Annotated in this window: 12 protein-coding genes; 3 read left to right on the top strand and 9 right to left on the bottom strand. The window is 41.6% G+C overall.

Annotated elements, in window-relative coordinates:
- Positions 1 to 347: 347 nt before the first annotated feature.
- The 3 genes from FQ084_RS10985 (at position 348) to FQ084_RS10975 (ending at position 2858) form a co-directional block, all read left to right on the top strand.
- Positions 348 to 800, top strand: a complete 453-nt coding sequence (locus FQ084_RS10985) for a CidA/LrgA family protein (RefSeq protein WP_149490660.1) — start codon at positions 348 to 350, stop codon at positions 798 to 800.
- A 23-nt stretch (positions 801 to 823) separates the two neighbouring features.
- Positions 824 to 1513 (top strand): LrgB family protein, encoded by a 690-nt coding sequence (locus FQ084_RS10980; protein WP_149490659.1) that lies wholly within the window; start codon positions 824 to 826, stop codon positions 1511 to 1513.
- 526 nt (positions 1514 to 2039) lie between these two features.
- Positions 2040 to 2858 carry a lytic transglycosylase domain-containing protein gene (locus FQ084_RS10975; RefSeq protein WP_149490658.1) on the top strand — a complete coding sequence of 273 codons (819 nt, stop codon included), beginning with the start codon at positions 2040 to 2042 and terminating at the stop codon, positions 2856 to 2858.
- 118 nt (positions 2859 to 2976) lie between these two features.
- Here FQ084_RS10975 and tsf read toward each other — a convergent pair whose 3' ends face one another.
- The 9 genes from tsf to FQ084_RS10930 form a co-directional block, all read right to left on the bottom strand.
- A complete protein-coding gene (gene tsf, locus FQ084_RS10970; RefSeq protein WP_149490657.1) occupies positions 2977 to 3858 on the bottom strand; it encodes a translation elongation factor Ts in 882 nt (293 codons plus the stop codon).
- Between the two features lie 247 nt (positions 3859 to 4105).
- A complete protein-coding gene (gene rpsB / locus FQ084_RS10965; protein ID WP_149490656.1) occupies positions 4106 to 4906 on the bottom strand; it encodes a 30S ribosomal protein S2 in 801 nt (266 codons plus the stop codon).
- A 399-nt stretch (positions 4907 to 5305) separates the two neighbouring features.
- On the bottom strand, positions 5306 to 5755 hold the full coding sequence (locus FQ084_RS10960) for a chemotaxis protein CheX (RefSeq protein WP_149490655.1): 450 nt from the start codon (positions 5753 to 5755) through the stop codon (positions 5306 to 5308).
- A gap of 41 nt (positions 5756 to 5796) precedes the next feature.
- Positions 5797 to 6246, bottom strand: coding sequence for a chemotaxis protein CheX (locus FQ084_RS10955; protein ID WP_149490654.1), 450 nt, complete (start codon positions 6244 to 6246; stop codon positions 5797 to 5799).
- 46 nt (positions 6247 to 6292) lie between these two features.
- Complete coding sequence (locus FQ084_RS10950; protein ID WP_079690884.1) at positions 6293 to 6655, bottom strand: response regulator; 363 nt, start codon at positions 6653 to 6655, stop codon at positions 6293 to 6295.
- 20 nt (positions 6656 to 6675) lie between these two features.
- Complete coding sequence (locus tag FQ084_RS10945) at positions 6676 to 8880, bottom strand: ATP-binding protein (RefSeq protein ID WP_149490653.1); 2205 nt, start codon at positions 8878 to 8880, stop codon at positions 6676 to 6678.
- A gap of 14 nt (positions 8881 to 8894) precedes the next feature.
- Positions 8895 to 9761 (bottom strand): substrate-binding periplasmic protein, encoded by an 867-nt coding sequence (locus FQ084_RS10940; protein ID WP_149490652.1) that lies wholly within the window; start codon positions 9759 to 9761, stop codon positions 8895 to 8897.
- Positions 9762 to 10139: 378 nt separating this feature from the next.
- The gene (locus FQ084_RS10935) at positions 10140 to 11399 is read right to left on the bottom strand and encodes a multidrug effflux MFS transporter (protein WP_149490651.1); all 1260 of its coding nucleotides are present in this window, start codon (positions 11397 to 11399) and stop codon (positions 10140 to 10142) included.
- A gap of 265 nt (positions 11400 to 11664) precedes the next feature.
- Entirely contained in the window at positions 11665 to 12477 is an 813-nt protein-coding gene (locus tag FQ084_RS10930; RefSeq protein WP_149490650.1) for a crotonase/enoyl-CoA hydratase family protein, read from the bottom strand.
- Positions 12478 to 12654 lie beyond the last annotated feature (177 nt).

Raw genomic sequence — 12654 nt, 5'->3', positions numbered from 1 at the left:
TGTAATCTAAATAATATTAAAAAAGGACGTTATTGTTTGATAGCGTCCTTTTTACATGTGCAGTGCCTTGAATTTCTTACAGGAGACATTTCGAAACCGCTTAATCCTTGCAATCCGCGTCTGGGCTTTATTAGTTTGCCTACTCTCTATATAATCAGCCTCTATGTCTCCGTTTAAATGTATCAGATGAATATTGACCTATAAGGCTCGTTTATCAACGTGCCCAGTTAGGAATGCGGTGAACCATAGTAAATAATGCTATTTTTATAGCATCAGCATTAAACGCTATATGCTTTTATCAGCGCCTATACCCCTTCTTGCTATAGCTGACTTGACTAGGATTGCTTATGAAGTCTACTTCTACCTCCAACATACCTTTATGGATGGCGTTAATATTAACGTTGATAATGGTCGTGGTGGTTCGTGAGTCCGCAGTCATTGTTTGCCAATGGGCGGGTATTGAAAAAGCGGCCAATATTGTCGGTTTGCTAACGATGTTTGTTATTCTGATTATCTGGCGACTCGTAAAAGGATTGCCTCATTGGCTCACCCAAGCAAGCAACACCTTGTTGGTGGATAGCGGCTTTGCTTTTTTGCCGGTTTCTGCGGGTGCAGGCTTGCTGCTATTCGCATTGGGCGATGAGTTTTGGGGTGTGATGCTCACGATGATTATCAGTACGCTTATTCCGCTTTGGGGACTGGCTATCCTTGCCAATCGCTCTCTGAGTAATAGCGGCGATATAGACAATATTAATAATAACAATACGAATATGACCAGCAAGCAGAAGGGACAGCATTGAGCTGTAGGGACAAGGCAACGATTATGAGTTTTGATAGTGTGTTTACAGCAACCCTTGCTGCAATAGTATTAACCTTGACAGCCCACGTGATTGCACGCGTCCTCGCACGCAAGCTGTCGTGGTTGCCGATGGTCATTACGGCATTGGCATTGGTGCTGTTATTTTTGTTTATTTTACAGTGGGATTACAACCATTATTACAGCGTGGCAAAACCCGTATTTGACCACTTATTAGGCTATGTGACGGTATTATTGGCCGTACCTTTGGCAGCGATGAATTTTAAAGGTTTGCCGGTCAAAAAGCTTACCATGATTGTGGCGTTGGCTAGTGTGGTTGGCGCCTTACTACCCATGTCATTGGCGTATCTGTTTTCACTCAGTAACGAGAGCATCTTGGCATTTGCCACTCGTTCAGTGACCACGCCGATTGGTCTAAGCGTGGCAGATTTGATTAAAGCCCCGCTGGCAATGGCAAACTTAATTATTATTGTCTCAGGAATCATTGGCGGTACTTTAGCGCGTTTCTTATTTCGCGGTATTGAGGATGACCGCGCCAAAGGCTTAGCGCTTGGATTGGCAGCGCATGCGTTTGGCACCGTAGAAGCGTGGCAAATCAGTCATACGGCTGGACGTTATGCCGCCTTTGGCTTAGCAGTCAATGGTTTGGTTACCGCCGTCTGGGTGCCTATCTTTATCACTGCATTATCGGCATAAACTGGCATCAATAGATCAATGCCTGCTTTACATAGACAGAAGCTTGGGTCTCTTTAGATAACGTTAAATACAAGCGCTGTAGTCAATCATAGACAAATATATTAAAGCCCGTCATCCTTGATGGGTTTTAACTTTTAACTAAGTTATTACCCTTTTATAGACTCCTTTAGCGCCAGTTCTTAATTGTCTTTATAGAAAATATAAAAGCAAAAACGTTAGCATTATTGTTCAGTTGATAACCTCTACCTTATTACTATCTTGATTTCATTCAGATTTTTTTACAAATTAAAAAACATTTTGACTGTGCGTGCACGCATTCAGATGTGGGAAAAACTTATTTTGTGTTATAGTAAGCAACTATTATTTTTTGTATCTATTGCAAGTGGTTTTGTTAGACGTGAATTCGTAGATAGCGCCATATTCGGGCGATATAAAATCCTACAAACACGATAACCGCTTTGACGCGCGATATGACGCGCTTATAGGCAAAGCAATTTGCTATTACTCGATAAAAAGTGATAACCCTATGATAAATATTGCACCCTTAATGACACGCTGCTTGTCTCCCGTTTTACTTACTGCTATTGCCCTCTCTAGCCTCCCTATCGCCGCTCAAGCGGGTAATATGTATATCTACAAAGACAAAGGCGGACAAGTACTGCTCACCAACGTCAATCCTACTGGTAATTTTGATAAATTCACTAAAAAAGTGAAGGTCAGTTACTATAAAGATTCTAAAATATATGATGGTAGTAACGGCAGTAACAGCAATTATGACTACGGTAGCAGCACTGCAAGCAGTAGCGGCAGCCGTAACTCTTACGACAGCTATATCCGTGCCTCTGCCGAGCGTCATGGCGTAGATCCTGCGCTGATGAAAGCCATGATGCATACTGAATCTGCGTTTAATCCCAATGCACGCTCCCCTGTTGGCGCCCAAGGTTTGATGCAGCTGATGCCTGCAACTGCCCGTCGCTTCAATGTCAGTAATCCGTGGAATCCCGCCGATAATATCGAAGGTTCAGCGAAATATATCGCTTGGCTGATGCGCCGCTTTAACAACAATGTTGAGCACGCTGTTGCTGGTTATAATGCGGGTGAAGGTAACGTCGATAAATACGGCGGCATTCCGCCATTTAAAGAAACCCGTAACTATGTCAAAAGCGTGATGAGCCGTTATCATAGCTTATATAAAAATGACTCAGCGTTATCAGGTAAAACGATGAATGCCAGTAATGCGACTAGCACCACTAACGGTAGCGGTATGCAAAATGTCAGTTATGGCACCAGTAGCAATACCAATAGCGCCAGTTATGCCAATTCTGCTTATTTGGCACTGCGCTAAGATTAAAATTTAACCTCAAAATGAATCGCTAAGCCTCTGAAAGTAAATAAAAAAAAGCCCGTTAAATCAATAACGGGCTTTTTTTATTCATACTACTTGTTTTATACAGCTGATAAGCTTATTTACTAGCCGCTTGAGCAGCAGCAACTTCAGCAGCAAAGTCTTCTTGCTTCTTCTCGATGCCTTCGCCGACTTCTAGACGTTTGAAACCAAGTACTTTTACGCCTTCAGCTTTTAATACGTCACCAACTTTTTTCTCATTATCCATAACATAAGGCTGACGTAGTAAAGTGACTTCGTCTAGATATTTACGTAAGCCACCTTCGATCATTTTTTCAACGATGTTGTCAGGCTTGCCAGACTCACGAGCTTTTGCTTCAATGATGTCTTTTTCGCGTGCTAGTACGTCAGCCGCTACGTCTTCATCATCTACCGCTACAGGGTTGAATGCTGCAATGTGCATAGCAAGGTTTTTACCCGTGTCTGCACTGCCGCCTTCATAAGACACGACAACACCAATACGTAGACCATGACGGTATGCAGCAATGTTAGCGCCTTCAAGTACTTCAACACGGCGAATTTGGATATTCTCACCGATTTTCTGTACGAGAGATACACGTGCTTCTTCAACCGTTTGACCACCGCCATAAGGTAATGCAGAGATAGCTGCAACGTCAGTCTCGTTGTTTTCTAGCGCGATATTTGCTACTTTTTCTGCAAATGCCGTGAAGTTTTCATCTTTTGCAACGAAGTCAGTTTGGCAGTTAACTTCTAACAAAAATGCTTTGCTGTCGCCTTGAGCGATGATGATAGCGCCGTCAGCTGCGATGTTACCCGCTTTTTTGGCTGCTTTCGCTTGACCAGATTTGCGTAGGTTATCAATGGCAGTTTCAACATCGCCGTTTGATTCTTCTAACGCTTTTTTACATTCCATCATGCCAAGACCAGTACGGTCACGCAATTCTTTTACCATTTTGGCAGATACTTTTACTTCTGACATAAGAGTTACCTTTTATTATGTGTGTGAGCATTATTATATATGGGAGTGCACGATATCTAAACGCACTTAAATTCTGTATAGCGGCTTAACAACGCCACTTTAATAAAACCGCTTTAATAATAAGGCATGACGAGTAACACTACATCATGCCTATTGTTTATCTCTATGCTGCTTGTCACTTTATATGGCTGCTGATCGATAAACTATCAAGACATCCTTATAAAATTAAACCTTAGCGGTCAGCAATTTATTCTGCTGGAGTAGCAGCTTCTTCAGTTGTAGCTTCAACTGGTGCTTCTTCAGTAGCAACAGGCGCTTCTTGCTCAGCTTTACCACCAGCTTGAGTTTGTGCGTATTCTTTACCAGCGATGATTGCATCAGCAATAGAAGTTACATACAAAGTCACGGCACGGATAGCATCATCGTTTGCTGGGATGATGTAATCAACGTTATCTGGGTTAGAGTTAGTATCAACGATACCGATAACTGGGATACCTAGGTTTTTAGCTTCTTTGATAGCGATTGCTTCATGATCCACGTCTACAACGAAGATTGCGTCAGGTAGACCGCCCATGTCTTTGATACCGCCCAATGAACGCTCAAGTTTTTCCATATCGCGAGTACGCTCTAACGCTTCACGCTTAGTAAGCTTAGCGAAAGTACCGTCTTCAGCTTGTTTTTCTAGCTCTTTTAGACGATTGATTGACTGGCGTAGAGTTTTCCAGTTAGTCAACATACCACCTAACCAGCGATGGTCAACGTATGGCATGCCAGCACGTGCTGCTTGCTCAGCGATAACGCCGCTAGCTGCGCGTTTAGTACCAACAAATAATACTTTGTTTTTCTTAGCTGCCAAGCCGTTTACGTAAGTCAATGCTTCGTTAAACGCTTTTACAGTGTGCTCAAGGTTAATGATGTGAATCTTGTTACGGGCACCAAAAATATATGGACCCATTTTTGGATTCCAAAAACGTGTTTGGTGACCAAAGTGAGCGCCGGCTTGTAGTAGGTCGCGCATTTCGATTTTGGTTGGATTCTTTGTAGCCATGTTAAATGTCCTGTTGGTTGGGTTATGCCTCCACATCACAAAAACTGCCTATCTAGCGACACGCATCTGCCATTATTAATGCTCATCAATAGCGCATTAACCTTATCGTAACTTTGGGCAAATTAATCAAGTCGCCAAACACCCAGCAATTTTTTGCCATGATGTGTGTGTCATTGGTTGATGGATTGGTTTAAAAAATCGAGCTATGATTTGAACGTACAGAATAATATATGATAAAAAAATAGCTGGGCTGTATTTTATCATATAACGCTTAGCGACTGCTAGCGCTATTATGAGCTTTAAGTGGATGATAATGCATAAAAAAAACGACGTATAAACGTCGTCTTTACTTGTCGATTTTACTTATAGCATCTTTCACTATCAATGCTGAGCGTTAAACTAAGCGATAGAAATACCGATGACTGCCTTGTATCCGCGCCACGTAAAGGGTGTGACGTAGCTTTGGCGGTCTTTTGGTAAATAAGGAATGCTGGGTACGCCTTCGATAATTTTGGGTGGTGAGATAATAAAATCTGCACCAAACTCCGTACGAGCATTGCCAGAAATGGTATTGGCCATCTCACCCAGCAAGTCTTTCATCATCGTAATAGATGAGTCAGGCTCGCCCATTACTTTGATAGCTTCACGCAAAAGAGTGCTCGGGGCGCTGACATAAACGCAGCCTTCAAGTGGTCCTGATATTTTAATCATGCCGCTATAATCATAACCGACAGCATTTTTATTGCTATTCAAATACGGCGTGTCTATCACCACTGGCTCACCATCAATCTGCGCGAAAAATGCACTGATAGAGCTTAAAAAAACGCCTAACTTGTCTACATTAACCATAATCGTTTATCGTCCATATTGATCATCATGAGGGATTGGATTCAATCTTGCAAACAAACCACAATCTCCCCAATTTGACCGCGCCAGCTGACTGGAATGATAAAAGAACGCCCGTTTTTAGGCAGGATAATACTTTGCGGTGAACCTTTGAATACAAGCGGCACAGAGATATGAAACTCAGCGCCAAACTCGTTGCGGGCATTACCGGATATGGTGTTAGCAACCTCACCTGCTAGATCAACCAAATTATCTTCGCTTTTATCCGTTTCACCCATACTGTCTAGGATACTATCCAATAACGCGGTGGTCGCAGAAAAATACACCACGCCTTTTTGTACCCCTGAGATACCAATGACACCTGTATAATCATGTACTTTTGGCTGTTGGTTTTCTAGCAAATAAGGCGTATCTACTACCAACTCATCATTACCAAACTGGTTAAAATAGTTAGTAATGATACTTACAAAAATCTGTAACTTTTGCTCTTTCATAAGGTGTGTTCTTTAATAAAGTATTTACTGAAATTATTGGACAGTATTAGTCTTGCACCAGCTCATACAAGGACTCTACCAGCTCTTCTTCTGAAAAAGGCTTGCATAAAAATCCGCTAGCACCCAATGATAACGCTTCAATGCCAGTGGATTTATCAGACAAGGCTGATACCACTAAAATACGAACGTTAGGGTCAATCGCAATGATTTTTTCAATGCACTCAAGCCCGTCCATTTGTGGCATGGTTAAATCCATAGTGACCACATCAGGACGATGAATATTGAATTTCTCAATTGCTTGAACGCCGCTGGTTGCTGTAGCAACCAACATAAACTGACCTGAATCATAAGCGCGCTGAATACGGTTGCGAATAATATTAGAATCATCAACAATCATTAATTTATACATAGCTTATCTATCTTCCTTAATTAAGCAGCAGGTAGCGTAATGACAAAACGTGTCATCTGACCAAGCTCACTGTTGACATTGAGCTTACCGTTATATTCTTTGACTAACGCCTTGATGACATCTAAGCCTACACCACGCCCGCCATCTTCATCAGCATGCTCTTTGGTCGAGAATCCAGAAGCGAATAGGGTTTTGAGTAGCTCACCATGAGTGAGCTGACTGGCAGCCTCTTGCTCAAAACTTCCAGCTTCAACCAGCTTATGACGAATGCCTTCGTAGTCGATACCTTGACCATCATCTTGCAGTGCAATGATTAAGTTCTGATCGTCACGCTGCATTTCTAAATCAATACTACCAATCGCAGATTTACCTGCTGATTGGCGCGCTTCAGGTGACTCGATACCATGTACCACCGCATTACGTAATAACTGAATACTAATCTCTTTAATCGGTTGTTTAAGGTGGGCAGGTATATTTACATGCGCCAAATTGTGACCATTAAGCTGTACTTGCTTACCTTGTCTGACCGCGATGTCTTGGGCAAAATCTTGATAATAAGCCAAATGTTCATTATCTGACTCATCACTTAAATCAATGTCATTACCGTCGGTAACAGGCATATTGTTCACGGATTGACTTGCAAATTGCGTACGGGTGGCATTTGATGAACTCACAGCCATAGGCGCTTTTGCCATCGGTTTGGCGCTACTGCCATTTTTTGGTGCTGCTTGGTTGATACGTTCACCTAGCGTCTCAATAGTGTTCGAGAGGCTGAGTAAGTCATCCAAATGTACAGCAAGCGGTAAGAAGTTGTTGCCCGATAGCTTACCCTGATTTTGTAATGCATCCAGTTTATCTTCAGCGTCTGACGCAATTTTAGTAAAGCTATGCAGTTTTAGTGCCGAGGCTTCACCCTTTAAGCTGTGCATTTCACGATAAATCGCATTGAGTTTACCTTCAAGCTCAAATTGCGAACTACCAGGATTTTTCAAAATATTGTTCATCTTATCGATATGAGCTTTGGTGTTGTGAATAAACTCATTAATAATTTTTGGATTCACGTTTAAGATGGTGGTTAACATCTCAATTTGCATGTCATTTTGCGAACGCTCTTTTTCTAAGCGCTGCTCTAAATAAACAGCATCTGAGACGTCATTAACGTTGACCAAAATACGGGCAATGTCTTTATCTTCATAAACGCGTGAAAACTTAAAGTCCAGGAAGCGACTCGTTGTGCTCTCTTCTCCAGACGTATTGTGGAGCATGACTTTATGCAATGGGTTTAAAGAATCAACCAATTTCTCTTTGACACGTGGGTTGTACAGTTGCTCGATAAACTGACGCGTGGTTTTCAAATCTTTGTCTGAGATACGACCGCGCAGTACATCGGCAAAGTTTTCTCCTGCCAATCTATCTTCACCAATAATGCCATTTAGTGCACGAGAATGCTGCTGGCCAATATTCAAATCTTTATCTAACAGGAATAGACCGGTATTGACGGTTTCCATAATCTCTTGTGTTTCGCGGCGAGCAGCCAATGCTTCAGCATCGGTATCGCGCAAACGGCGCACAAAGAAGAATACAAAGATTAGGAAGTAAGCAAAAATAGCCGCAACACCCAATATCTGAATCAGACGAATGGTGTTCGCTTGGCGTTCAGCGTTGATAAACACTTCATCGGTGAGCCGATCTAATGAATCGTTAATCAGCAAACTTGAGGTCTTGGCTTGTTCTACCGCTTGAGTCAATTCATCAGATGAATCGACCATGATATTATCAGCGTCTTTTAGATAGGTTTGAATTTTAGGTTCTAAAAGCTGCCATTGCTCATTAGCTGCAGTAATTTGCGTTTGAGACTGACTATTGATCTTTGGTAAATTATAATTTTTACCATCAATGTCAGTGATTTTGCCACCTTTTTCAATCGCATTAATAGAGCTGGTAATGAGGGTTGCATTTTGTTCCAAACGCTCTAAAACTCGTTGGATATGTGGTGAACTGGTGTCTTCGCCATAACTACTATCTAAGTCAAACAGATCTTTAATTACCGCTTGTGCGCTGTTGGCGACTTGGTTAGTTTGGTCAATTAAAACGGTATTTCTTTCAAGTAAGCTTGACGTATAAAAGGTAAACGCCAGCAAAGCGCCAATCAAAGATAAAAACAGTGCAATTGAAATAATTAAACTGTGATAGCGTTTATTGTCAATATTATGAGTGGTTGCCATCTTTTCTTAGCTCCTTAGTTCGCTTGCTGAGTGGTAGTATTGCTATTAGTAGCAGGAGCTGTCACACCCAACCATTTTTGTTCAATCTCTTTGAATTTACCTTTCTCTTTGAGCTTAGTAACCCCTTCATTGACGCTGTTAATAAGCTTAGCGTTACCCTTTGCCATCAATATCACTTGCTGGGCTGAAGGGTTGTTTTCATCCTCATAAGGTACGATGACAACTTTATGATCTGAATGGTTAGCTGCCGTATATTGTAATAAAGGTAAATCTTGAACAATCGCATCTACCTTATCTTGCATCAAGTCTTCAAATAGTAAAAAGGTAGTGGTTGTTGTAGACAATTCACTATATCCGCCCATTTCTCTTACTTGATCAACTTGTTTAGTTCCTTCCATACCAGCAACATGCAAACCTTTTAAATCACTTAAGCCATTGATAGTTAGATTGTTTTTAGCATACATAATTGCCGAAGGATTAAAGAAATAAGGTTTTGAAAGACCATACCTTTCATCACGATCAGTTTTATAAGAAATACCAGAAATAGCTAAATCACGATTGCCAGATTCAACACTATCAAACATATTTTGCCAAGTTTCTTTATAGAACTCGACCTTAAACCCTTGCTCTTCACCAATAGCACGGATTGAATCAATATCAATACCCTGCATATTACCGTAGTCATCTTGGAACGAAAACGGAGGCATCGTGCCCGTTGTAGCAACTTTTATCACTGGTGCTGTATTAGGTAGCTGACTGACGAAATTGTCTTCATTATCGGTAGCACTGTTAGCATTGGCAATTTCTTGAGTGGCAGAGTTACTACAACCAAATAAACCCACGCTCAGTACAATTGGCAATACTCTATATAACTGCTTCATATCCTATCCTTAAGCCTTGATGTTGTACCACAAATCGAAAAAAAATAATTCCATAATATTTTGTAATATATTTGCAATAATTAATTACATAAAATTACGCTAGATGATAATTGAGCAATCTCTTCATTGCAATAATTTTGTTTAGTCATAGCGTACATATTTTTATATATAACGATAACTGTATATAAAAATGTTATGTATTAATGAGTCTATTGCCTCGATATTTAATAAATAGACCTTTACTGAAAGTGATGGTTTTAATGTATACGATAGGAAAAATCACAAAAACAACAGACATAAAAAAAGCATTCAGACGCTTGATACGTGCTGAATGCTTTTTTTTATAATAAATGTCAGTAAATAAAACCTAAGAATCAATCAATCCGCATTATCCAGGTCTAAGTTGCCGTCTATTTGCCAAATTAAATAAGTACCAAGACTCATTAGCGCAAACATCGCAATACCGATTTTCAATACCGGATTGACGGGGAATAGGTTTAACAATAACCCGCCGAAAATACCGACCGAAAACATCAATGAACCTTGTAAGGCACTGGCCATACCAGCACGGCGTTTTTGAAAAGCGAGCGCAATCGCCGAAGCATTCGGCTGTGTCAGCCCTAAACCAGCAATACAAAAGAAAATACAGACTAGTACCAATGGCAACCACGCATCAGTACCAAAAACAATCCCTATCCCAAACAGCGCCCCCGCAGAGATGACCTGCATCATCGCCCCAAAACGTAAAAGGCTCAAAATACGAAAACGATTGGTCAGCCACTGATTAAGCTGTGTTAAAGCCACAAACCCTGCCGCATTCATCCCAAACAACCAACCGAAATGCGTGGCGGAAACGCCATAGGTATCCATGATTAATTCAGAAGCAGAGCTAATGTAGACAAACATCGCTCCCATCAATAACCCGCCGCCAATCGCCGGATAATTAAAGGTAGGGTCCTTTAATAAATCCCAATACTGGCTCAATACTTCTTTGGCAGGACGGACGTTACGGTTTTCTTCGGTGAGCGTTTCAAAAAAGAAAAACTTGGTCAGCAACAAGTTTAGTGTCCCAAAGGCCGCCAAAAACCAGAAAATAGAGTGCCAGCTAAAGAATTGTAAAAATACAGCACCGAGTGACGGCGCTAATATCGGCGCTAAACCCATCACCAATATCATGATAGAAAAGGCTTTGGCAGTTTGTTTGGCAGTCAGACGGTCGCGAATGGCGGCACGGGTAACGACCGCACCGACACAAGCACCAAGCGCTTGCAAGGTTCGACCGACAAACAATACGTATTCGTTATCGGTAGTCGCACAAACAATGGAGGCAATTACGTATAAAGTCATGCCGATATATAAAGGTTTGACGCGACCGACGCGATCACTAAACGGACCATAAAACAGCTGACCAAATACCAAACCGACAAAATAAGCGGGAACAGAGTTGGCCATAAATGCAGTTGACACACCAAAATCATCTGCCATCGACGGTAATGCGGGCAAATACATATCAATTGATAATGGCCCGACCGCCACGATAAGCCCAAGCATCATAATCCATGCAACAGGCAAATCAGCAGAGCGCACTCGGTCAGCAGCATTCGGTTTATTAGGCAGAGAGGACTTTGGAGCAGACATAGTTAGACCATAGGATAGAGGGATTATTATTTTATTATTGATGTCTGGTTTGTTTTGTAATTTTAATAAGCTTTTATTTTAAACCAAGCTTTTTTTTAAAATAACTTCTACAATCAATCATCATACTTACAGGCTGCGACGCAAGCAGTCTAGAAAAACAGATAATGCTATATTGCACTATCTGCTTGTAATTCAATAGACGCTTGATGTGAATAAAACAAACCTGCACCACTAAAATAATCTATCAAGATAGGCCTAACGGCTTCTAACGGAATTGACGTTTGCCAAAGGCAGTACTGGCTTGCTTGGCTTTTCTAAGCGCCAGCTTACGGTTACGACCGAACATCATTTTTAATTGCCAGAATTTTTCTTTATATAGCGTCGTGGCTGGCTGCTGGAACATGGCATTAATAACTCGTTTACTTGCCAGCACGGCATCGGGTGAACGCTCAGCAAACTCAGCGGCAAGCTTTTGTGCTTGCTCAAGTGGCGTGTCACTACAATGGCTGACCAGTCCGAGCGCTTTACCTTCTTCTGCATTCACGGTACGAGCCGTCATTGCCAGCTCTTTTAAGATATCAGCACGTACCACGCCAAACCCTGATTGGGTCAAGCCCATGTCAGGTACCAGCCCCCACTTAGCCTCCATAATCGACAGTTTACAATCAGGATGGCTGATACGCACATCACAGGCCAGCGCCAGTTGTAAGCCTGCACCAATGCAGTAGCCTTCTAGTACGGCAATCACTGGCACGGGGACATCACGCCAAACCAAACAGACGCGTTGAAATAAACTTTGCCAAGGTTTGATCAGTTCCCATAAGGCAAACGCTTGATTTTTAGGATGGTTTAAATCGCCTAAATCGATACCGGCACAAAACGTTCCTTCAGCACCATTAAGAATCACCGCGCGTATCGTTTTATCTTTACTGATGCGACCGGCGACCGCAATCAACTCTTCGACCACTTTAAAGCTCATGGCATTCTTTTTTTCAGGTCGATTGATGGTCACGGTTACTATATTATCGGTCGCGCTGACTTGTAATGTCTCATACTGGTAAGTGGCAATAGCGTGCATAATCATCCTTAATAATAAAATAAATATAATAGTTGGTGCTCAAATTAATATTAACAGCCTTGCACGAACCCTTCCTTATCTATAACTGACTGCCAGGGTATCGTTTACCGTTGGCACCCTCTAATTTCTGTCTAAGCGCTGTATCCGTTTTAAAGTAAATTAACTATAAAACCAACT

This window comes from Psychrobacter sp. ANT_WB68, from assembly GCF_008369115.1.
Classification (GTDB): domain Bacteria; phylum Pseudomonadota; class Gammaproteobacteria; order Pseudomonadales; family Moraxellaceae; genus Psychrobacter.
Note: the sequence above shows the minus strand (reverse complement) of the source record. Positions and strands in the feature narration are given on the sequence as shown.